Source organism: Pseudomonas sp. BF-R-19 (assembly GCF_019956445.1).
Classification (GTDB): domain Bacteria; phylum Pseudomonadota; class Gammaproteobacteria; order Pseudomonadales; family Pseudomonadaceae; genus Aquipseudomonas; species Aquipseudomonas fluorescens_BH.
Genome location: NZ_JAHBDN010000044.1, coordinates 13,071 through 33,843 on the forward strand (window position 1 = coordinate 13,071; position 20,773 = coordinate 33,843).

19 protein-coding genes are annotated in these 20,773 nt (G+C 60.5%); 5 read left to right on the forward strand and 14 right to left on the reverse strand.

The genetic code is table 11. The features are described 5' to 3' along the window. Window position 1 precedes the first annotated feature (1 nt). Genes KGB28_RS10355 through KGB28_RS10365 form a run of 3 tightly spaced genes read right to left on the reverse strand, consistent with a single transcriptional unit; the run spans window position 2 to window position 2,685 of the window. Window positions 2-796, reverse strand: a complete 795-nt coding sequence (locus KGB28_RS10355; protein ID WP_223444670.1) for an ABC transporter permease — start codon at window positions 794-796, stop codon at window positions 2-4. 6 nt (window positions 797-802) lie between these two features. Continuing rightward, complete coding sequence (locus KGB28_RS10360; protein WP_223444672.1) at window positions 803-1,663, reverse strand: ABC transporter permease; 861 nt, start codon at window positions 1,661-1,663, stop codon at window positions 803-805. Further along, window positions 1,660-2,685, reverse strand: a complete 1,026-nt coding sequence (locus tag KGB28_RS10365; RefSeq protein ID WP_223444674.1) for an ABC transporter ATP-binding protein — start codon at window positions 2,683-2,685, stop codon at window positions 1,660-1,662. The genes KGB28_RS10360 and KGB28_RS10365 overlap by 4 nt, the downstream gene beginning before the upstream one ends. Window positions 2,686-2,929: 244 nt before the next feature. Here KGB28_RS10365 and KGB28_RS10370 point away from each other — a divergent pair, with 244 nt between their 5' ends. Continuing rightward, entirely contained in the window at window positions 2,930-3,766 is an 837-nt protein-coding gene (locus KGB28_RS10370; RefSeq protein ID WP_218430433.1) for an IclR family transcriptional regulator, read from the forward strand. A 131-nt stretch (window positions 3,767-3,897) separates the two neighbouring features. Here the strand turns inward: KGB28_RS10370 and KGB28_RS10375 are convergent, their stop codons facing one another. Both KGB28_RS10375 and KGB28_RS10380 read right to left on the reverse strand, forming a co-directional pair. Next, window positions 3,898-4,650 carry an anti-sigma factor family protein gene (locus tag KGB28_RS10375; RefSeq protein WP_223444676.1) on the reverse strand — a complete coding sequence of 251 codons (753 nt, stop codon included), beginning with the start codon at window positions 4,648-4,650 and terminating at the stop codon, window positions 3,898-3,900. Continuing rightward, entirely contained in the window at window positions 4,647-5,153 is a 507-nt protein-coding gene (locus KGB28_RS10380) for a sigma-70 family RNA polymerase sigma factor (protein ID WP_223444678.1), read from the reverse strand. The genes KGB28_RS10375 and KGB28_RS10380 overlap by 4 nt, the downstream gene beginning before the upstream one ends. Before the next feature lie 163 nt (window positions 5,154-5,316). Between KGB28_RS10380 and KGB28_RS10385 the strand changes: the two genes are divergently transcribed. Both KGB28_RS10385 and KGB28_RS10390 read left to right on the forward strand, forming a co-directional pair. Then, complete coding sequence (locus KGB28_RS10385; protein WP_223444680.1) at window positions 5,317-6,402, forward strand: catalase family peroxidase; 1,086 nt, start codon at window positions 5,317-5,319, stop codon at window positions 6,400-6,402. Continuing rightward, a complete protein-coding gene (locus KGB28_RS10390; RefSeq protein ID WP_223444687.1) occupies window positions 6,399-6,944 on the forward strand; it encodes a cytochrome b in 546 nt (181 codons plus the stop codon). Before KGB28_RS10385 ends, KGB28_RS10390 begins: the two co-directional genes overlap by 4 nt. Before the next feature lie 62 nt (window positions 6,945-7,006). Here the strand turns inward: KGB28_RS10390 and KGB28_RS10395 are convergent, their stop codons facing one another. Continuing rightward, window positions 7,007-8,158, reverse strand: a complete 1,152-nt coding sequence (locus KGB28_RS10395; protein WP_223444689.1) for a M14-type cytosolic carboxypeptidase — start codon at window positions 8,156-8,158, stop codon at window positions 7,007-7,009. A 485-nt stretch (window positions 8,159-8,643) separates the two neighbouring features. Further along, on the reverse strand, window positions 8,644-8,985 hold the full coding sequence (locus KGB28_RS10400; protein ID WP_150725904.1) for a DUF6124 family protein: 342 nt from the start codon (window positions 8,983-8,985) through the stop codon (window positions 8,644-8,646). 129 nt (window positions 8,986-9,114) lie between these two features. Here KGB28_RS10400 and KGB28_RS10405 point away from each other — a divergent pair, with 129 nt between their 5' ends. Continuing rightward, window positions 9,115-9,762: a LexA family protein gene (locus tag KGB28_RS10405; RefSeq protein WP_150725905.1), complete on the forward strand. Its 648-nt coding sequence runs from the start codon at window positions 9,115-9,117 to the stop codon at window positions 9,760-9,762. 39 nt (window positions 9,763-9,801) lie between these two features. Here KGB28_RS10405 and KGB28_RS10410 read toward each other — a convergent pair whose 3' ends face one another. The 4 genes from KGB28_RS10410 to KGB28_RS10425 form a co-directional block, all read right to left on the reverse strand. Then, window positions 9,802-11,757, reverse strand: coding sequence for an acetyl/propionyl/methylcrotonyl-CoA carboxylase subunit alpha (locus tag KGB28_RS10410; RefSeq protein WP_223444690.1), 1,956 nt, complete (start codon window positions 11,755-11,757; stop codon window positions 9,802-9,804). Beyond that, complete coding sequence (locus KGB28_RS10415; protein WP_223444692.1) at window positions 11,757-12,569, reverse strand: gamma-carboxygeranoyl-CoA hydratase; 813 nt, start codon at window positions 12,567-12,569, stop codon at window positions 11,757-11,759. The genes KGB28_RS10410 and KGB28_RS10415 overlap by 1 nt, the downstream gene beginning before the upstream one ends. A 115-nt stretch (window positions 12,570-12,684) precedes the next feature. Next, on the reverse strand, window positions 12,685-14,292 hold the full coding sequence (locus KGB28_RS10420) for a carboxyl transferase domain-containing protein (RefSeq protein WP_223444694.1): 1,608 nt from the start codon (window positions 14,290-14,292) through the stop codon (window positions 12,685-12,687). 12 nt (window positions 14,293-14,304) lie between these two features. Then, entirely contained in the window at window positions 14,305-15,468 is a 1,164-nt protein-coding gene (locus tag KGB28_RS10425; protein WP_007946948.1) for an isovaleryl-CoA dehydrogenase, read from the reverse strand. A gap of 292 nt (window positions 15,469-15,760) precedes the next feature. Between KGB28_RS10425 and KGB28_RS10435 the strand changes: the two genes are divergently transcribed. Next, window positions 15,761-17,458 carry an AMP-binding protein gene (locus KGB28_RS10435; RefSeq protein WP_223444696.1) on the forward strand — a complete coding sequence of 566 codons (1,698 nt, stop codon included), beginning with the start codon at window positions 15,761-15,763 and terminating at the stop codon, window positions 17,456-17,458. Between the two features lie 685 nt (window positions 17,459-18,143). Here the strand turns inward: KGB28_RS10435 and KGB28_RS10445 are convergent. From KGB28_RS10445 to KGB28_RS10460, 3 genes are all read right to left on the reverse strand, one after another. After that, the gene (locus KGB28_RS10445) at window positions 18,144-19,043 is read right to left on the reverse strand and encodes a hydroxymethylglutaryl-CoA lyase (RefSeq protein ID WP_223444697.1); all 900 of its coding nucleotides are present in this window, start codon (window positions 19,041-19,043) and stop codon (window positions 18,144-18,146) included. Window positions 19,044-19,185: 142 nt separating this feature from the next. Further along, entirely contained in the window at window positions 19,186-19,587 is a 402-nt protein-coding gene (locus tag KGB28_RS10455) for a MerR family transcriptional regulator (protein WP_046037804.1), read from the reverse strand. A 205-nt stretch (window positions 19,588-19,792) separates the two neighbouring features. Continuing rightward, the gene (locus KGB28_RS10460; protein WP_223444704.1) at window positions 19,793-20,722 is read right to left on the reverse strand and encodes a LysR family transcriptional regulator; all 930 of its coding nucleotides are present in this window, start codon (window positions 20,720-20,722) and stop codon (window positions 19,793-19,795) included. Window positions 20,723-20,773 lie beyond the last annotated feature (51 nt).

The window sequence follows — 20,773 nt, forward strand, 5'->3', positions numbered from 1 at the left end:
CTCATTGTTTACCCACCAGAACCCGATCCAGGCCGTAGACCCGATCAAGCAGAATCATCGTCAGCGCGGTCAGCGCAATCACCAGTGCCGACACCGCCGCCATCATCGGATCGATGGATTCAGTGGCGTACACGTACATGCGCACCGGCAGGGTTTGTGTGGCCGGCGAGGTGACGAAAATCGACAGCGTGACTTCGTCGAAACTGTTGATGAACGCCAGCAACCAGCCACCGGCCACCCCCGGCAGAATCATCGGCAGGGTGATCTGGCGGAACAGCGTGAAGCGCCCGGCACCCAAGGATTGCGCGGCGTGTTCGGCGCTGCGATCCAGGCCAATGGCCGAGGCCAGCACCAGACGCAGCACATACGGTGTAATCACCAGCACGTGGGCGAAGATCAGCCAGGCGAAGCTGCCATTGACACCCAGCAACGCAAACAGGCGCAGCAACGCCACACCGAGTACCAGGTGCGGAATGATGATCGGCGACAGAAACAGGCCGTTGAGGAAGTCCCGACCGGGAAACTCGAATCTAGTGATCGCCAGCGCGGCGGGCACCGCAATCAGCGTCGCCAGGGTGGCGGCACTGAACGCCAGGATCAGGCTGTTGTAGAACGCATCGACAAAATCGGCACGTTCGAACACCGCGCGAAACCAGCGTAGAGAGAACTCCGTGGTTGGCAGGCTCAGGGTATTTTCCGGGGTGAAGGCCACGAGGCAAACCACCACCAGCGGCGCCATCATGAACAACACCACCAGGGTATGAAACAGCAGGGCGAAAGGACCGTTCCTGGACATGACGAATTATCCCAATGACTTCTTGTAGCGGCCTTCGATCATGCGATTCCACGACAGCATGATCAGCAGGTTGATGAGCAGCAGAGCCACGGCAATGGCCGCGCCCATGGGCCAATTGAGTTCCGACAGGTACTGGTCGTAGATCAGCGTGGCAACCATCTTCAGCCGACGACCGCCGAGCAGGCCGGGGATCGCGAAAGAACTGGCGGCCAGGCCAAACACGATCAATGTGCCGGACAACACACCCGGCATGACCTGTGGCAGCACGACCTGGCGAATCACCGTGAAGTGACTGGCGCCCAGCGACAGCGCGGCTTGTTCGGCGGCGGGGTCGAGTTTCTGCAGCGAGGTCCAGACCGGAATGATCATGAACGGCAGCATCACGTGGACCAGCGCAATCACCACAGCGAACGGCGTGTAGAGCAGCTTCATCGGTGAGCCGCCGAGGGCTTGCAGGGTCTGGTTGACCAAGCCGTCGGCGCCGAGCAACAGGCTCCAGCCGAAGGCGCGCACCACCACCGAAATCAGCAGCGGAGTGAGGATCAGAATCAGGAAAATCGAGCGCCAGGGGGTGCCCATGCGACTGAGGATGTAGGCCTCGGGTACGCCGATCAGCACGCAGAGCAAAGTGGTCAGGGCGCTGATCCACAAGGTGCGCAGAAAGATCTCGTAGAAATACGGATCGCCCAGCAGGTTGCTGTAGTGCTCGACGGTGTAGGCGTCGCCGTTGATCCCCGAGTTGTAGTCGAAGACGTTGAATGACAGCACCAGGGTCAATCCCAGCGGGATGACCAGCAAACTGAGGTACAAGGCCAGGGCCGGCGCAGACAGCCAATACCCCTGGCGGGTGGCGGTGAGCGTACTCATGCTGGCACCTCGTCGACACTCAGCACTCGCAGCAGCGCCGTGTCCCAGTCAAGACCGACTGCAGTGCCTTCGTTCAACGGCGCCGAGCCATCGTTGCGGCGCACCACGCAGAGTTCGCCCAGGCTTGTCCCGACGCCGTACAGCCATTGGCTGCCGAGGAAAAACCGACTGACGATCTTGCCTTGCAAACGACCGTGGCCAGCATCGCGCAGATCGATTTTTTCCGGCCGCAGGCTCAGGGTCAGATCGCCATTGCCAACACTGCATACCTGAACCATACCGGCACCATTGCGCTCGCCGGGCAGCAGATTGGCCTTGCCGACGAATCCGGATATGAACTCGGTGCGCGGGTGTTCGTAGAGGGTGTAGGGCGCGTCGATCTGGGTGATGCGCCCGGCCTGCATCACCACGACACGGTCGCTGATGGACAGCGCTTCCGACTGGTCGTGGGTGACCATCAGCGTGGTGATTGCAACTTCGCGCTGGATGCGGCGGATCTCGAACTGCATCTCTTCGCGCAGATTGGCGTCGAGATTGGACAGTGGTTCATCCAGCAAAAGCACCGGCGGCTGAATCACCAGGGCGCGGGCCAGGGCGACGCGCTGGCGCTGACCACCGGAAAGCTCCCGCGGGTAACGCTCGGCGTGCTGATTCAGACGCACCAGTTTCAGTACCCGGTCGACTCGCTGCTGGATATCGGCGTTCGGCACTTTGCGCATGCGCAGGCCGAAGGCGACGTTGTCCTTGACGGTCATGTGCGGGAACAGCGCGTAGCTCTGGAACACCACCCCCAACCCGCGGCTGGCGGGTTTGGCGTGGGTGATGTCGCGGCCATCGAGCACGATGCGCCCGCTGGTGACTTCGACGAAACCGGCAATCATTTGCAGGGTGGTGGTCTTGCCGCACCCCGAGGGGCCGAGCAAGGACACGAATTCACCTTTCTCGACCGAGAGGTCGGTGGCGACGACGGCGTCGATTTCGCCGTAGCGTTTGCAGAGTTTTTCAAGTTGCACAAAAGCCATGACTGCGCTCCACCTGAGATTGTTATGCGTCACCCAAAGGCGCGCTTTTTTGTATGGGCAGATACGAAAAGATGTTGCCGGGGTGCGTGGCGCTCGACTTGAGTCGGCTGCCGCTGTTGTTCGAATCGCCCCTGTCTGGACGCAGAGTAGGACGAAGACTAGGATGGGCTCAATGGCCTATTTCACTGAGGCGATGACTATTTTAAGTTTTATTCGATCAGTAAATTAATAATCGGAAAATAAGATGCAAGATTCCATTGAGCGGAATGAAAGCAGAAATGAAGTCGGTGTTGGCGCCGTCTCAAGATTGTTTGCGGTACTGCGAACACTGGGTGATACCGTCGAGGGCGGCGAGCGGGTGACGCAACTGGCGCAGCGCATCGGTTTATCGCAACCGACCACGCACCGGTTGCTGCGCAGCTTGATGGACGAGGGCATGGTCGAGCAGGATGCGCGCAGTAAACGCTATCGCCTGAGCCTGGACTTTTTCGCTCTGGCGGCTCGTGCGGGCAACACCGGAAACTTGCGCGAACTGGCGCGGCCGGCGCTGCTGAGACTCTCGGCGTCGCTGGGTGATTCGTTGTTTTTGCTGGCACGCTGCGGCTTTGATGCGATCTGTCTGGACCGCAGCGAAGGGCCGTTCCCGATCCGCACCTTTACCGGGGATATCGGCGGGCGTGTAGCGCTTGGCGTGGGGCAGGGCAGCCTGGCGATTCTGGCGTTCCTGCCGGAGGAGGAGCGCGACACCGTCATCCATTACAACTTGCCGCGCCTGAAAGACTTCCACCTGTATGACGAGGTGTTCCTGCGCTCGGAAGTCGACAACGTGCGCGCCCTGGGTTACGCCGGGCGCAATACCGGCGTGCTGCAGGGCATGGCCGGGGTGGCCGTGCCGATTCTCGATCGTGAAGGTCGCGCGGTGGCGGCGTTGAGTGTGGCGACCGTGAGTGACCGATTGGGCCCGGATCGCCTGCCGACGGTGGTGGACATGCTCAAGCGCGAAGCGGCGCTGATCGGGCCGCGGATCAATCCGTTCGACCCGCTACTGCGCCGGCCTTCGCAGGTGTTTGGGCAAGGGTAAGATTTACATGACCTCACAAATCCCCTGTGGGAGCGGGCTTGCTCGCGATAGCGGTCTGTCAGGCAGCATCTCAGTGACGGTCAGGCCGTCATCGCGAGCAAGCTCGCTCCCACAGTGGGCGGGTGGTGTGATCAGAACTGTACGGTCTGTTTGAGCATCCGCGCCGCCGGCGTATCCGCCGGGCTGACCATCGCATAGTTGTAGCCACTTCCGGACCAGTACTCGGCCTGCAAGCCGCCATCGCTGCGACTGCCTCTTGGCAGCATGAAGTTTTTCGGTCCAGGCGGGCGCACGTAGAAACTGATTTTCTGCCCGCCCTGGTTTTCATACACCACCATCGCCGCCGGCCCTTGTTCGGTGCTGAGCAAGCGTCCGCTGGCCGGCTTGAAGCCTGCACCAGACAAGTCCGGCAAGCGATTGGCCTGGGTGAAATAGCGGTCGAGCCAGCCCTGCATATCCCCGTCATCGCCAGCCTTGTAGTCGGCCGGCAAGATCCCTTGCTGAGCGATCAGACGATAGGCCTGCAGGGCATCGGTCATCGGCAGCTGAGTGCTGACGAAGGTCATTTCCCGTGCCTGCCAGCCGCTGAAACCGCCGATGCTCACGGCGATCAACAACACCGCTGCGCTGGCCAGGTGTCGCCGCGATTGGCGTTTGAGGCGCTGGCGAATCATGGCCGGATCGAGAGCCGGGTTGGCCGGTTGCTGCAATGCGCCACTCAGGGCTGCGCGCAGTTGCTGGGCATCTTGCTGCCAGGCGCGTACCTGTGCGGCAGTTTCCGCATTGCTGGCGAGAAAAGTCTCCACCAGGCGTCGGTCGGCGTCGCTCAGTTGGTGGTCGACGTAAGCGTGCAGGTCACGCTCGCTGGGGGGCATGCTGATCATTTGAGTCTCCGCAGGGATGGGCGGTTGATTTCGCCATCGCTGAGTTGGCGCAGGGCCTGGCGAGCCCGGGACAGGCGGGACATCACGGTGCCGGTGGGTACGTCGAGAATCCCGGCGACCTCTTTGTAGCTCAGGCCTTCCACCGACACCCAGAGCAGCAGCGCGCGTTGCTCGGTGGGCAGTTGATCGAAAGCGCTGAGGGTCGATTGAGCGATAACGGTGCGCTCCACCGAGGGCTGGGCATCGTCACGCCCGGTGAAGAACTCGAGCATGCGCGCATAGCGCCGGGAGCGGCGGTGCGCATCGAGAAACTGCCGATAGACAATCGAGAACAGCCAGGCGCGCAAGTCGCCCTCGGCGCGTTTACCGCTCCAACTCGACAATGCCCGCTCCAGGCTCGCCTGCACCAGGTCGTCAGCGCTGCTGGTGTTGCGCGTCAACGACACGGCAAACCGCCGCATTCCGGGAATGATTTCTCTGAGTTGTTCGTCGATATCGTTCATGAAGTTCTGGCTAGTCACTACGCTGGACTGTGGACCAGGAAGACGCCCGGCATTCGAGGTTATTCCACGTCAGAAAAAATAAAAACCGCGCGTGGGAATAAACCTGCGTGCGGTTCGTCTGCTTGATTCTTCTCATTTGTGGCCGATGGCCCTGGAGTCTTTCATGGTAGATCGATCATCACCGCCAACCCGGCCACCCTTGAGTGCGGCGAGCCTGACGTTGCGTTTGGCTGGCATCGCCGTGCTCGTTGCCGCCGTGGCTGGGGCGTTTGCCTACGTCAACGGCACCTTTGACCCACAGCGCTTGACCCCGAAGAAACTGATCAACGTGCTGGAAACCAACAATGGCGTGCATCCGGGTTTCCGTCGCAACCATTCCAAAGGTGTGTGCGTGATCGGGCATTTCGAGAGCAGCCTTGATGCGCGCAGCTATTCCACCGCCCAGGTGTTCAACGAAGCACGGACACCGGTGGTGGGGCGTTTCGCCTTGGGGTCCGGCAACCCTTACGCGCCGGACAGTGCCGTGCCGATCCGCAGCATGGCCTTGCGCTTCACTCAGGCCAACGGCCAGCAGTGGCGCACCGGGATGAACAGCATGCCGGTGTTCCCGGTGGGCACGCCCGAGGCGTTCTATCAATTGCAAAAAGCCCAGTCGCCAGACCCGGCCACCGGCAAACCGGACCCCAAGGCGGTACCGGCGTTTTTTGCTTCGCACCCGGAAGCCGCACCGTTCCTGGCCTGGATCAAGACCGCCAAGCCGTCGGCCAGTTACGTGACCGAAAACTACAACAGCGTCAATGCGTTCTACCTGGTCAACGCCGCCGGTCAACGCCAGGCCGTGCGCTGGAACATGGTGCCACTGGCCCAGGACGCACCCGGGGCCACGGCGCCAGAGGGCAGTGATTTTCTGGAGAAAGACCTGGTTCAGCGAATCGCCGCGGGCCCGTTGCGCTGGCAGTTGAACATTACCCTGGCCAACCCGGGCGATCCGGTCAACGACGCCAGCAAGGCATGGCCCGAAGGGCGCAAGGTGTTGAATGCTGGCACTCTGGTGCTTGAAAAGACTCAGCCGCAACTCAACGGCGAATGCCGTGACATCAATTACGATCCGCTGGTGTTGCCTGCAGGGATCGAAGGTTCCGAAGACCCGCTGCTCGCCGCTCGTTCAGCCGGTTACGCCAATTCCTACCTGCGTCGCACCAGCGAAGTCAGCCAGTTGCCCGCCGCCAAACAGGAGGCCCAGCAATGAGCACTCAACCGAACCACTTCGCCCCACTGGCGCGCCTGCTGCACTGGCTGATGGCGCTGATGATTATCGCCATGCTGTTTATCGGCGCGGGTATGGTCGCCTCGGTGTCCGAACGGCATGAATGGCTGATTCATCTGCACAAACCCTTGGGCGTCGCGATCTTGCTGTTGGTGATCGTGCGCCTGGTGGTGCGTTTCTCCACCACGCAACCACCTCTGCCGGCGGACATGCCGGGTGTGCAAGTACTCGCGGCCAAGGCCTCGCATGTCTTGTTGTATGTATTGATGCTGGTTTTGCCGCTGCTGGGCTGGGCGATGATTTCGGCCTCTGGCGAACCGGTGATGCTCAGCAGCTCGCTGCAATTACCGTCGATTGTGCCGGCCAATGCACAGGTGTTTGCGTTTTTGCGCAAGGCGCATGGGTATCTGGCGTATTTGCTGTTTCTGACCGTATTGCTGCATTTGGCGGCCGCGTTGTTTCACGGCTGGGTGCGCCGCGATGTGGTGCTGGACAGCATGTTGCGGGGTAAGGATCGCGGCTAGTTGCAATGGAGAAAAAGATCGCAGCCTGCGGCAGGTAGCGATCTTTTGATTTTGAAGGATGATCAGCGCAGGGTATCGACCATATCCGCAATGGTAGTGAGTACATCCTTGCCCAACTGCTTCGACCGCTTGCCCGACCACCCGGTCAACGGATTTGGATGATCGTCGTGATCCTTGAACGGCATTTCCAGGGTCAACGACAGGCAGTCATATTTCTGACCCACACTGTTGCAGGCCAGCGTCATGTTGGCCTGGCCCGGTTCGTCGCGGGTGTAGCCGTACTTGGTCTGGAAGTCTTTGGTGGTGTGCTTCAGGTGGCTGCGGAAGTGCTCTTCAAGCTTTTCGATCCGTGGCGTGTAGCCTGGATTACCTTCGCAACCGGCGGTGAACACGTGAGGAATTTCCTCATCACCGTGAGCGTCGAGGAACATATCGACGCCGTACTTTTCCATCTGCTGCTGTACGAAAAAGACTTCCGGGCTGATTTCCTGGCTGGCGTTCTGCCAGGCGCGGTTCAGGTCCTGGCCCATGGCGTTGGTGCGCAGGTGCCCGTGGAAAGCGCCATCCGGGTTCATGTTCGGCACCAGGTACAGGTCGGCGCTGGCCAGCAGTTTGTTCAGCACCGGGTCGTCGTGCTTTTCCAAGCGCTCGATCACGCCTTCCATGAACCACTCGGCCATGTGCTCGCCCGGATGTTGCTGGGCGATGATCCACACTTTGCGCTGGCCTTCGGCGCCGGTACCTTTGCGCAGTAACTGGATGTCGCGACCTTCGACACTCTTGCCGGTGGCCAGCAGTTCGGTGCCGGCCTTGGTCAGCGCCTGCTCGATCAGCCAGTCGTGGCGACCACGGCTGTAGGGTTCGAAGTAGGCGAACCAGGCATGGGTCTGCTCGGCTTCGAGGCTGAAACGCAGGCAGTCGCCTTCGAAAATGGTGGGTACGCGGAACCAGTTGACGTGATCGTAGGACGCCACCGCCTGATAACCGGTCCAGGCCTTGTTATAGGAGGATTGGCTGGCATTGTTCAGGCGAAACCAGTGCTCCTGGCCGACATGCAGGCCGCTGGCCTTGAAGTGGAACCACTGGAAATGGGCACTGCGGGTGTCCGGGCGAATGGCCAGAAGCGGTTTGAGCGGATCGCTGATGTCGATGACTTGGATGTTGCCGCTGTCGAAGTTGGCACTGATGTCGAAAGAGGATTTAGCCACGGCCATAATCGGATCCTGAATATGATTTTTTATGGCGGCTACTTTACACGCAAGAGTGGGGTGAAACCGAGGGAAATTGCGGGATGCAGAGGTGGGGGGCGTCCTCCTTGACGCCGTCGCAGCTTAGAGACTGTGCGATTGATTCTCAAGTGCTATCTGTCGCTGGTTTCAACCCATGATGCCGGGCTTCTCTTGCCAACCGGCATTCTTTTGATATCATCCGCGCCATCGAATTTGCGGCACCCAAAGACTTCATTAGCCTGAAGCCAAAGCCAGAAAACTGGCAAAAAAAGACCCGGCAAAAAGCCGGGTCAAAAACCGTGATTAGCCTGATGAGGAGATAGTCCGGGAGACCGACCTAAGGTCACCTGGTCCATCGACTGATCTCGCGATCAGTTGGTGCAATAATAATCATTCTCGTTTGCGGGTCAAGCGTTTTTACCTGCCCGACAGGAAAATTCTTTCCTGTCCTCTCGATTTGCCTTCTTACCTCAACCGTTTTCATACTTCTCCAGTGATCGATCGACCATCGCCTTGGCCATGTCGATCATGTGCACCGTCGAAAACGCCAGGTCGCGATTTGCGCCTTGCAGGTGATTGGCTGACTCGTACGCAGTGGCGGCAGCACAGCGCAACAGGTCCAAAGCATGGACCAGCGCCTCTTCGCCGCTGATATTGCGGTTCACATCAAAAAAACGCGGCTCGGCCACTTCCTCCGAAATAGCTGGTTTCAAGTAATAGTCCAGCGCGCGTTGTGCCGCCGCTGAGCCCAGGGGCGAAGTGAAAGTGGTGTCGATTTGCATGTCCGGCAGGTCATTGGTGGGTTGGTTCATGGTGATGGCAAGCTCCGTGTTAGATTCAGATCCGTGAATCGATCCTAATACGAACTGTATTTGTGACGATAATTTAAATACTACATTTTGTGTTTTGCTGGCCGGAGTCGCCCACGTATCGTGCCGCACATGGATAAATGGATTGAATTGGTCAAGGCCAAGATGAGTGAACTCAAAATCACTCAAGAGATACTCGCCGAGCGCCTCGGGATGTCCCAGGGCGGCATTGGCCACTGGCTCAATAAACGTCGCGAACCCGGCATCGAAGACATGAACCGTGTGCTGCGGGCGCTGGGCCTCGAGTTTCTCGAAGTGGCGCTGGTGATCCGGGAACCGCAGGCGTCAACGGATGACGAAATCCCCCTGACACAGAAGTACAACCCGTACTTTCGCTACCCGGTCAGTGACTGGCGCGAACCTGCCGAAGTGCGCGACGGCGAGGTCCCGGCGTACGGAAAAGGGCACTTTGAACTGTCCGATTACCACGCCCGGGGGCCGGCATTCTGGTTGAGAGTGGCAGGTGATGCGATGACCGCACCCAGTGGCATCAGCATCCCGGAAGGCATGCTGATCCTGGTGGACCCGGCGGTGGACGCCGAGCCTGGCAAACTGGTCATTGCCCAGTGGCCGGACAGCACCGAAGCCACGTTCCGCAAGCTCATCGAAGAGGGCGGGCAGCGTTATCTGGTCCCGCTCAATCCGACGTATCCGAAAGCCTTGTACACCGAAGAATGTCGAATCATCGGTGTAGTGGTTCAGGCAACAGCCAGGTTCTGATCGGATCGGTCCTCGCGATGCGTAGGACCGATCTTCATTTCACGCTTCTTCCAGTTCGACCAGCGCACTGCCTTCGCTGACCATCTCGCCTTCCTGGCAATACAGCGCCTTGATCACCCCGGCATGGGGCGCGCGGATGCTGTGCTCCATCTTCATCGCTTCAAGTACCACCAATTGCGCCCCGGCTTCGACCGATTGCCCGGCCTCCACCAGCACGCGGACGATGCTGCCGTTCATGGGGGCGGTCAGTCCGCCGTGATGGCTGTGGCTGGCCTCGACGGCGCTGATCGGGTCGTAAGCCTCGATGCGGTGCAACTCGCCATCCCACTGCAAATACACATGTTCGCCACGGCGTATCGCGCGGTGTTGACGGCGCACACCAGCCTGCTCGGTCAGCAGATGCTCGCCCTTGAGCAGAGCGCTGTGGGCATTGATGTCGCCCAGGGTCAGAGCCCGGTCCTGGCCTTCACAGCTCAAGTGAAGGGTGATTTCTCTCGGCAATCCAGCGCGCAGCCCGTTACCTGCCGCCCATGGCGAACTCGGGTCATCGGATCGGGTGGCAGGCGGCTGGCTCTGGGCAAACGCCTGGGCGGCGGCTTGCCAGAAATCATCGCTGAGTTCCGCAGGGGCCGGCAGCAACTGCTCCTGATAGCGCGGAATGAAGCCGGTATCCAGTTCGGCAGCGGCAAACGCCGGGTGACCGATGATGCGCCGCAGGAAATTGATGTTGGTCTTCAACCCGCCAATGGCGAATTCGTCGAGCATGCTCAGCAGGCGCAAACGCGCCTGTTCACGATCTTCACCCCAGGCAATCAACTTGCCGAGCATCGGGTCGTAGAACGGCGAGATCTCGTCGCCTTCTTCAACGCCACTGTCCACTCGACGCCCCGGCCCTTGGGCGGATTCGCGATACAGCTCCAGACGACCGGTCGCCGGCAGGAAATCATTGCCCGGGTCTTCGGCATACAGTCGTACTTCGATCGCGTGACCCACCAGCGGCACCTGGTCCTGAGTCATCGGCAACGCTTCGCCCCGTGCCACGCGAATCTGCCAGGCCACCAGGTCGAGGCCGGTGATGGCTTCGGTCACCGGGTGTTCCACTTGCAGACGGGTGTTCATCTCCATGAAGAAGAATTCGCCGCGCGCATCCAGCAGAAATTCCACGGTGCCGGCGCCGACATAACCGATGGCCTGCGCCGAACGCACGGCGGCCTCACCCATGGCGCGCCGCAACTCCGGGCTCAGGCCTGGCGCCGGAGCTTCTTCGACGACTTTCTGGTGGCGGCGCTGAATCGAGCAGTCGCGTTCGTTGAGGTACAGGCAGTTGCCGTGCTGGTCGGCGAACACCTGGATTTCCACGTGACGTGGTTTGAGCAGGTATTTTTCCACCAGCATCCGCGAGTCGCCGAACGACGATTGCGCCTCACGCTGGGCCGAGGCCAGGGCTTCGGCCAGTTGGCTGACGTCCTCGACCACTTTCATGCCTTTGCCACCGCCACCCGCGGTGGCCTTGAGCAGCACCGGGTAGCCGATGCGTTCGCAGGCGGTGCGGAAGGTTTCCAGGTCCTGGGCTTCGCCGTGATAACCGGGCACCAGCGGCACGCCAGCGGTTTCCATCAAGGCTTTGGCGGCGGATTTGCTGCCCATGGCGTCGATGGCCGAGGCGGGCGGGCCGAGGAATATCATGCCGGCGTTTTCGATGGCGCGGGCGAACCCGGCGTTCTCCGACAAAAAGCCATAGCCGGGGTGAATCGCCTGGGCGCCGCTGGCCTTGGCGGCGGCGATCAGTTTGTCGATCTGCAGATAGCTGTCGGCGGCTTTGCTGCCACCGAGGTCGACCCGAATGTCAGCTTCGCGGCTGTGCCGGGCGTCACGGTCGGTGGCGCTGTGCACGGCCACGGTGGTCAGGCCCAGGGCCTTGGCGGTACGCATCACCCGGCAAGCGATTTCGCCACGGTTGGCCACCAGCAGGGTGGTGAGGACAGGTGCGCTCATCAACGGGGCTCCTTGGTGGTTTGTGCTTGCCAGTTCGGCGGACGTTTTTGCAGGAAGGCGCGCAGGCCTTCCTGGCCTTCGGGGCTGACGCGGATGCGGGCGATGGCATTTTCGGTGTAGCGGCGCAATGCCGGGGTCAGTGAGCCGTCGCCGACTTCGCGCAACAGGTCCTTGCTGGCGCGCATCGCGGCCGGACTGTTGAGCAGCAGATTGTCGATCCACTGCTCGATTTTCTGTTCCAGCTCGGCACTTGCATAGCTCTCCGACAACAAACCGATTTCCCGTGCCCGTTGCCCGCCGAAGCGCTCAGCGGTCAAGGCATAGCGACGGGTCGCGCGCTCGCCGATGGCTTGCACCACGAACGGGCTGATCACCGCCGGCGCCAGGCCGATGCGCACTTCCGACAGGCAGAACTGCGCGTCATCGGCGCCGATGGCCATGTCGCAGCAACTGATCAGGCCCAGCGCGCCACCGAAGGCTGCGCCTTGCACCACCGCCAGGGTCGGGACTTTCAGTTTGGCCAGGTTGTACATCAACTCCGCCAGTTCCCGGGCGTCATCGAGGTTGGTGGCGTAATCGAGCTCGGCCGATTGCTGCATCCAGGCCAGGTCGGCGCCGGCGCTGAAATGCTTGCCGCGACCGCGCACGATCAGAAACCGCAGGCTGGCATCGCTCGCGACTTTGTCGAGGGCGAGGATCAGCTCGCGGATCATTTCGGCATTGAAGGCGTTGTTCTTTTCTTCACGGCTGAGCCACAGCGTGGCAAAACCACGGGGGTCGGTCAGCAGTTCGAGGGTGTTGAAGTCGCTCATGTTCGTCCGTCTCCACGGTCCTTGTGGGAGCGGGCTTGCTCGCGAAGAACGATAACGCGGTGCATCAGATGAACCGCGGTGAATCCTTCGCGAGCAAGCCCGCTCCCACAGAAAATCACATCCGGAACACGCCGAAGCGGCTCGGTTCGATTGGCGCGTTCAACGACGCGGACAAGGCCAGGGCCAGTACGTCGCGGGTCTGGGCCGGGTCGATGACACCGTCGTCCCACAGGCGCGCGCTGGAATAGTAGGGGTGACCCTGTTCTTCGTACTGGTCGAGGATCGGCTGCTTGATATCGGCTTCCTGCTCGGCGCTGAAACCATGGCCACCGCGTTCAGCCTGTTCGCGCTTGACCTGCACCAGCACGCCGGCCGCCTGTTCGGCACCCATCACGCCGATGCGCGCATTCGGCCACATCCACAAGAAGCGCGGATCGTAGGCGCGGCCGCACATGCCGTAGTTACCGGCGCCAAAACTGCCGCCGATGATCACGGTGAACTTCGGCACCTTGGCGCAGGCCACAGCGGTCACCAGTTTTGCGCCGTGCTTGGCGATACCGCCAGCCTCGTACTTCTGGCCGACCATGAAGCCGGTGATGTTCTGCAGGAACAACAGCGGGATGCCGCGCTGACAGGCAAGCTCGATAAAGTGCGCGCCTTTCTGCGCTGCTTCAGCGAAGAGGATGCCGTTGTTGGCGAGGATCGCGATCGGGTAACCGTGCAGGTAAGCAAAACCGCAGACCAGCGTGGTTCCGAACAGCGCCTTGAACTCGTCGAACACCGAACCATCCACCAGCCGCGCAATCACTTCACGCACGTCAAAGGGTTGCTTGGCGTCGGCCGGTACCACGCCGTACAACTCGTCGCTGCTGTAGAGCGGGGCGATGGGGGTGCGCTGCTGAACCTCGCCCTGCTTGCGCCAGTTGAGGTTGGCGATGCTGCGACGGGCCAGTGCCAGGGCGTGTTCATCGCTCTCAGCGTAATGGTCGGCCACACCGGAAATCTTGCAGTGCACATCGGCCCCGCCGAGCTCCTCGGCACTGACCACCTCACCGGTCGCGGCTTTCACCAGCGGCGGGCCGGCGAGGAAGATCGTCGCCTGTTCGCGGACCATGATTGCTTCATCGGCCATCGCCGGTACATAGGCGCCGCCAGCGGTGCAGGAGCCCATGACCACGGCAATCTGCGGAATGCCCATGGCGCTCATGTTGGCCTGGTTGAAGAAGATCCGCCCGAAGTGCTCGCGGTCCGGAAACACTTCATCCTGGCGCGGCAGGTTGGCGCCGCCCGAATCCACCAGATAGATGCACGGCAGGCGATTCTGCTGGGCGATGGTCTGGGCGCGCAGGTGTTTTTTCACGGTCAGCGGGTAATACGAGCCACCTTTCACGGTGGCGTCGTTGGCGACGATCATGCATTCGACGCCTTCCACACGACCGATCCCGGCAATCACGCCAGCGGCGGGGACGTCCTCGCCATACACCTCGTATGCCGCCAGTTGGCTGATTTCCAAAAATGGCGAACCCGGATCGAGCAAGCGGTTGATGCGCTCACGGGGCAGCAGTTTGCCCCGCGAGGTGTGGCGTTCCTGAGCCTTCGGGCCGCCACCTTGCGCCACTTGGGCGAGCAGGGTATGCAACGCGTCGACCTGCTTGAGCATCGCCGCGCTGTTGGTGGCGAACTCCGCTGAACGAGGGTTGAGCTGGGTATGCAGGGTAGCCATGGACAGCTCCGTTTAGCGGGTTTCGTTGAACAGTTCGCGACCGATCAGCATGCGACGGATCTCACTGGTGCCAGCGCCGATTTCGTACAGCTTGGCGTCACGCAACAGACGACCGGCCGGGAATTCATTGATGTAGCCGTTGCCGCCGAGAATCTGGATCGCGTCGAGAGCCATTTGCGTGGCGCGTTCGGCGCTGTAGAGGATCACCCCAGCGGCGTCCTTGCGCGTGGTTTCGCCGCGCTCGCAGGCCTGGGCCACGGCGTACAGGTAGGCGCGGCTGGCGTTGAGTTGGGTGTACATGTCGGCGACCTTGCCCTGGATCAACTGGAATTCGCCGATGCTTTGGCCGAACTGCTTGCGGTCGTGGATGTACGGCACGATCAGGTCCATGCACGCCTGCATGATCCCGGTCGGGCCACCTGAAAGAACAACGCGCTCGTAGTCGAGGCCGCTCATCAGCACTTTCACGCCGCCGTTGAGCACGCCGAGGATGTTTTCTTCCGGCACTTCGACGTCATCGAAAAACAGCTCGCAGGTGTTCGAACCGCGCATGCCGAGCTTGTCGAATTTGTTGCTGCGGCTGAAGCCTTTCCAGTCGCGCTCGACGATGAACGCAGTGATGCCGTGGGGGCCCTTTTCCAGGTCGGTCTTGGCGTAGATCACGTAGGTGTTGGCGTCCGGACCGTTGGTGATCCAGGTCTTGCTGCCGTTGAGCACGTACTTGTCGCCGCGTTTGTCGGCGCGCAGTTTCATCGACACCACGTCGGAACCGGCATTCGGCTCGCTCATGGCCAGGGCGCCGATGTGCTCGCCGCTGATCAGCTTCGGTAGGTATTTGGATTTCTGTTCGTGGTTGCCGTTGCGGTTGATCTGGTTGACGCACAGATTGGAGTGGGCGCCGTAGGACAGCGCCACCGAAGCCGAGCCACGGCTGATTTCTTCCATGGCCACCACGTGGGCCAGGTAACCCAGGCCGGCACCGCCGTATTCTTCCGGCACGGTAATGCCCAGCAGGCCCATGTCGCCGAATTTGCGCCACAGGTCGGCGGGGAACAGGTTGTCGATGTCGATCTGAGCGGCGCGCGGGGCGATCTCCTTGGCGACGAAGGACTGGACCTGATCGCGCAGCATGTCGATGGTTTCACCGAGGGCAAAATTCAGGGATGGATAGCTCATGGGTCACCTTTTGGCTTTTTTGTCGGTTGGTGAGACTGTCAATGGATTCTCACCTTTACGTTAACGTAAGCCTGTGACGAATGGCTGTCAATCACCCTTTACGTTAACGTCAACTTGAGCGAGAGTAGAGGCAGTTCAAGATAGAACGCGGACCTACCCTGTGGGAGCGGGCTTGCTCGCGAAAGCGTCCTGTCAGTCGACATTCATGTTGTCTGATACACCGCTTTCGCGAGCAAGCCCGCTCCCACAAGAGACCGCCGGTAGCCCATAAATAAAGACAATAGGGGTCGTCATGGATCAACCCAGTGCAAGCCCGCAACGCAGTTACACCCGTGGTTCCCAGGACAAAGCCTTGCTGGCGATGACCATTGGCCAGGCATTCGACAACACGGTTGCGCAGTACCCGGACGGGGAGGCGCTGGTGGTGCGCCATCAACAGCTGCGTTACACCTGGCGCCAATTGGCCGAGGCCGCGGACCTGCACGCCAGAGCACTGCTGGCGCTGGGGCTGCAAGCCGGGGACCGCCTCGGTATCTGGGCACCGAACTGCGCGCAGTGGTGCATCAGCCAGATTGCCACCGCGAAAATCGGCGTGATCCTGGTCAACATCAATCCGGCGTATCGCAGTTCCGAACTCGAATACGTGTTGAAGCAATCCGGCTGCCAATGGCTGGTGTGTGCCGGGGCCTTCAAGTCCTCGGACTATCACGCGATGCTGCAAGGCCTGGTGCCGGAGTTGGCCGGGCAATCCATCGGCAAGTTGCAGAGCGGGCGGTTGCCGGAATTGCGTGGCGTCATCAGCCTGGATGCACAGCCGCCGAGCGGTTTCCTGCCATGGTCGCAACTGACCGATATGGCGGGCAGCGTGACGGTCGAGCAACTGCATGAGCGCCAGGACAGCCTGCATTTCGATCAGCCGGTGAATATCCAGTACACCTCCGGCACCACCGGTTTCCCCAAGGGCGCGACCCTCAGTCACTACAACATTCTCAACAACGGTTACATGGTCGGCGAAAGCCTCGGCCTGACGGCGGCCGATCGTCTGGTGATCCCGGTGCCGCTGTATCACTGTTTCGGCATGGTCATGGGCAATCTTGGCTGCATCACCCATGGCAGTACGATGATTTACCCGAACGACGCATTCGATCCGCTGCTGACCCTGGGCACCGTGGCCGAAGAAAAGGCCACGGCGCTGTACGGCGTACCGACCATGTTCATCGCCATGCTTGACCAACCACAACGTGCCCAGTTCGACCTGTCGAGCCTGCGCACCGGGATCATGGCGGGCGCAACCTGTCCCATCGAAGTGATGCGTCGCGTCATTAGCGAAATGCACATGAGCGAAGTGCAGATTGCCTATGGCATGACGGAAACCAGCCCGGTGTCGTTGCAGACCGGTCCTGCAGACGACCTGGAGCTGCGCGTGACCACCGTCGGCCGCACGCAGCCGCAACTGGAAAGCAAGATCATCGACGAGGCGGGCAACCTGGTGCCGCGCGGCACCATCGGCGAACTGTGCACCCGCGGTTACAGCGTGATGCTCGGCTATTGGAACAACCCCGAAGGCACGGCAGACGCCATCGATCAGGCAGGGTGGATGCATACCGGTGACCTGGCGAGCATGAACGACGAGGGTTACGTGTGCATTGCCGGGCGCAACAAGGACATGATCATCCGTGGCGGTGAGAACATCTACCCACGGGAGCTGGAAGAGTTTTTCTTCACTCACCCGGCTGTTGCGGATGTGCAGGTGATCGGCATTCCTTGCTCGCGCTACGGCGAAGAGATCGTCGCCTGGATCAAGTTCCACCCCGGCCACAGCGCCACCGAGCAAGAGCTGCAAGCCTGGTGCAAGGAGCGCATCGCGCACTTCAAGACGCCGCGCTACTTCAAGTTCGTCGAGGAGTTTCCGATGACGGTGACTGGCAAGATCCAGAAATTCAGGATGCGTGAGATCAGTATCGAGGAGTTGCGCATCAATAAAGCCTGACCACAAATCCCCTGTGGGAGCGGGCTTGCTCGCGAAAGCGTCGGATCAGTCGACACATGTATTGACTAAAACACCGCATTCGCGAGCAAGCCCGCTCCCACAGTTTTGATTTAGGAAAACCTGAACGCCAGACAGCACAAAGGGGAGCCGAAGCTCCCCTTTAATTTTCGTTGCGCGTGCTCTTTTTTTATTATTGAGGGTCGGTCTGTTGTTGTTTTTGGCAACCGTTGCCCTTTACCGCTGTTTTTGGCGATCCCCATCCGGGATCAAGAGCAAACGTATTTTTTTGAGCGCTGATCTACTTTTTCGCTGAGCGATCCAACCAATACGGGAGCTACCTGAGGGTAGTTTTATTATTCTCTGTCCGGTTGCGGGTAACTCCGAAAAGCACCCTGAAAAGCACATCTTCTCCAAAAAAATCTGTTAGCTGCGTCTCTGCCGTGTTGTTTTTGTTATGTCAGATTCGTTACGTCTTGTTTTTATTAGGTTTGCCGCAATTTTTTTATTCTTGTTGTGCGATAGATATAGCAGGAGGCGTGCCAACTTTTTAAAAGCCTTTAAAATCAATGCTTTGAAGATTTGTAGGGTTTTGCGCTTCAGGCAAAACCCTACATTTTGTTTCCGTGTTACTCGCTTGCGCCCACGTTTCAGACACAGTGGTAACACCCGGACACACTCAGCGCACTCACTGTGCGCTGCGGGCCTTGGCCACGCGGGAGCCGGTAGGGCGACCCAGTACGGTACAAATCTGCTGACCGGCGAGCATCAAGGCGTCGAGCTCGATTCCGGTGTCGATGCCCAGGCCGTTGAGCAGGTAAACCACGTCTTCGGTGGCGACGTTACCGCTGGCGCCCTTGGCATAGGGGCAGCCGCCCAGACCGGCGATGGAGCTGTCGAACACCGAGATGCCTTCCAGCAGGCTGGCGTAGATGTTGGCCACAGCCTGGCCGTAGGTGTCGTGGAAGTGCCCTGCGAGCTTCTCCCGGGGCACATCCTTCGATACCACTTCAAACATCCTGCGGGTTGCGCCAGCGGTGCCGGTGCCGATGGTGTCCCCCAGCGAGACCTCATGGCAGCCCATGGCATAGAGCTCGCGGGCGACCACGGCGACCTGCTCCGGGGCGACGTTACCTTCATAGGGGCAGCCCAGCACACAGGACACATACCCGCGCACGGTCACGCCATGTTGTCTGGCGGCCTCCATGATCGGCCCGAAGCGTTCCAGGCTTTCGCTGATCGAGCAATTGATATTGCGCCGGGAAAACGCTTCGGATGCCGCCGCGAACACGGCCACTTCCTTGACCCCGGCGGCGAGGGCATCTTCGAAACCGCGCAGGTTGGGGGCGAGCGCGCCGTAGACCACGCCCGGTTTGCGCTGGATCTGCGCGAAGACCTCGGCGGAGCCAGCCATCTGCGGCACCCATTTGGGCGATACGAAACTGCCAACTTCTATATAGCCGAGCCCGGCTGCGGTCAGCGCATCGACCAGTTGCACCTTGTCGGTAACACTGATGGGCTGGGCTTCATTTTGCAGGCCATCGCGTGGGCCGACTTCGACAATGCGTACGTGGGTGGGGAGGGGCATGGGGTTCACCTGAAGTAATGGGTGAGTGGTGATCTACTGTGGGAGCGGGCTTGCTCGCGAATGCGGTTTTTCATTCAACTCTGATGTCGACTGATCCGGCGCTTTCGCGAGCAAGCCCGCTCCCACACTTGATTCGCGTCGACTACTGAACCGATTCCTGGCTTTTGAGCGTCTGCTCCAGCGCCTGCACGCAACGTTCTTCGGCAGTATCGAGTTCCAGTTTCATCTGTTCGATGTCCAGCATTTGCTGTTCAAGCTGCTCCCGACGCTCGCTGATTTTCGCCAGCATGCTGTGCAGTTGCTTGGTGTTACCGCTGGACGGGTCGTAGAGCTCGATCAGCTCGCGGCATTCAGCCAGGGAGAAACCGATGCGCTTGCCCCGCAGGATCAGTTTCAGGCTGACCTTGTCGCGGGGCGAGTAAATGCGTTCCTGGCCACGGCGCTCGGGGCTGAGCAGGCCTTGCTCTTCATAAAAGCGAATGGCGCGGGTGGTGATGTCGAGCTCGCGGGCGAGGTCGGAAATGCTGTAGGTCTGGCTGCTCATGGGCGCGCTCGCAAAAGGTCATGGCGCTAAGCTAATGGCAGGTTGACGTTTACGTCAAGGGGCGTGAGATTTCAGCGTTCTTGCGGGCCTCTTCGCGAGCAAGCCCGCTCCCACAGGGATCTGTGTAGGGCACAAGTATTGTGTCCACTGAAGATCCAATGTGGGAGCGGGCTTGCTCGCGAAGAAGTCACCCCGGTATCAAGCCCTACACCTTCTCGAGCTTTTTCTCCTGCGCCGTCACCTGCTGGCACAACTCGATCATCTGCTCGCGCATCCAGCGGTTCGCCGGGTCCTGGTCGGTGCTTTCGTGCCAGTAAAGATGGGTTTCCACCGGCGGCACATCGTTGACCGGCAGATAAAAGGCGTGCAGGTCGTTACGGCGGGCGAAGCGTTCCGGCACGGTCATGACCATGTCGGTCTGCTGCAACACTTGCGAGGCCATCAGGTAATGCTGGGAGCGCAGGGCGATCTTGCGCTGGATGCCCATCTTGCCCAGCGCCAGGTCGACATAGCCGAGGCCGCTGCGACGGCTGGAAATATGGATGTGGGTCAGGCCCAGGTAATCATCCAGCGTGAATTTCTCCTTGCCCGCCAGCGGATGCCCCTTGCGCATGGCGCACACGTAGCGGTCCTCCATCAACTTGACGTGACGCACCTGCGGGTCGGTGTTGAGCGGCGCATCCACCGCAAAGTCGAGGCGACCGGCCGCCAGTTCCTTGGTGGTTTCGCGGCGTTTGGACAGGAAGCTTTCGATGATCACCGCCGGCGCCAGGCGACGCAGGCGCTGGAACAATAGCGGCAGGATCACCGCTTCGGTGAGGTCGGTCATGCTGATGCGGTAAGTCTTGACGGCTTGCTGCGGGTTGAAAATGCGACTTTCCTGCACTGACACGCGCAGCAGCGAGAGCGCGTTGCGCACCGGGCCGATGATGTTCTGGGCCATGGGCGTCGGCACCATGCCCTGGGCGGTGCGCACGAACAACGGGTCGTTGAAGGTCTCGCGCAACCGGGCCAGAGCGTTCGACACCGCTGGCTGGGTAATGCCCACAATCTGCCCGGCACGGGTCAGGTTGGCTTCGGTGTAGATCGCGTCGAAGACGATGAAAAGGTTGAGGTCGACCTTGCTCAGATTCATTACGCGGCTCTCTTATTGTGTGGGCGGGCTGACCGTGACGATCAGTCGATC

What these genes read in the sequence shown, in the direction of transcription:
- KGB28_RS10455 (WP_046037804.1), bottom strand. Translation starts at nt 19,587, where the DNA reads ATGAGCAGCCAGACCTACAGCATTTCCGACCTCGCCCGCGAGCTCGAC.
- KGB28_RS10445 (WP_223444697.1), bottom strand. Translation starts at nt 19,043, where the DNA reads ATGCCCCTCCCCACCCACGTACGCATTGTCGAAGTCGGCCCACGCGAT.
- KGB28_RS10420 (WP_223444694.1), bottom strand. Translation starts at nt 14,292, where the DNA reads ATGGCTACCCTGCATACCCAGCTCAACCCTCGTTCAGCGGAGTTCGCC.
- KGB28_RS10390 (WP_223444687.1), top strand. Translation starts at nt 6,399, where the DNA reads ATGAGCACTCAACCGAACCACTTCGCCCCACTGGCGCGCCTGCTGCAC.
- KGB28_RS10375 (WP_223444676.1), bottom strand. Translation starts at nt 4,650, where the DNA reads ATGATCAGCATGCCCCCCAGCGAGCGTGACCTGCACGCTTACGTCGAC.
- KGB28_RS10435 (WP_223444696.1), top strand. Translation starts at nt 15,761, where the DNA reads ATGGATCAACCCAGTGCAAGCCCGCAACGCAGTTACACCCGTGGTTCC.
- KGB28_RS10410 (WP_223444690.1), bottom strand. Translation starts at nt 11,757, where the DNA reads ATGAGCGCACCTGTCCTCACCACCCTGCTGGTGGCCAACCGTGGCGAA.
- KGB28_RS10460 (WP_223444704.1), bottom strand. Translation starts at nt 20,722, where the DNA reads ATGAATCTGAGCAAGGTCGACCTCAACCTTTTCATCGTCTTCGACGCG.
- KGB28_RS10405 (WP_150725905.1), top strand. Translation starts at nt 9,115, where the DNA reads ATGGATAAATGGATTGAATTGGTCAAGGCCAAGATGAGTGAACTCAAA.
- KGB28_RS10385 (WP_223444680.1), top strand. Translation starts at nt 5,317, where the DNA reads ATGGTAGATCGATCATCACCGCCAACCCGGCCACCCTTGAGTGCGGCG.
- KGB28_RS10365 (WP_223444674.1), bottom strand. Translation starts at nt 2,685, where the DNA reads ATGGCTTTTGTGCAACTTGAAAAACTCTGCAAACGCTACGGCGAAATC.
- KGB28_RS10400 (WP_150725904.1), bottom strand. Translation starts at nt 8,985, where the DNA reads ATGAACCAACCCACCAATGACCTGCCGGACATGCAAATCGACACCACT.
- KGB28_RS10380 (WP_223444678.1), bottom strand. Translation starts at nt 5,153, where the DNA reads ATGAACGATATCGACGAACAACTCAGAGAAATCATTCCCGGAATGCGG.
- KGB28_RS10425 (WP_007946948.1), bottom strand. Translation starts at nt 15,468, where the DNA reads ATGAGCTATCCATCCCTGAATTTTGCCCTCGGTGAAACCATCGACATG.
- KGB28_RS10415 (WP_223444692.1), bottom strand. Translation starts at nt 12,569, where the DNA reads ATGAGCGACTTCAACACCCTCGAACTGCTGACCGACCCCCGTGGTTTT.
- KGB28_RS10395 (WP_223444689.1), bottom strand. Translation starts at nt 8,158, where the DNA reads ATGGCCGTGGCTAAATCCTCTTTCGACATCAGTGCCAACTTCGACAGC.
- KGB28_RS10355 (WP_223444670.1), bottom strand. Translation starts at nt 796, where the DNA reads ATGTCCAGGAACGGTCCTTTCGCCCTGCTGTTTCATACCCTGGTGGTG.
- KGB28_RS10370 (WP_218430433.1), top strand. Translation starts at nt 2,930, where the DNA reads ATGCAAGATTCCATTGAGCGGAATGAAAGCAGAAATGAAGTCGGTGTT.
- KGB28_RS10360 (WP_223444672.1), bottom strand. Translation starts at nt 1,663, where the DNA reads ATGAGTACGCTCACCGCCACCCGCCAGGGGTATTGGCTGTCTGCGCCG.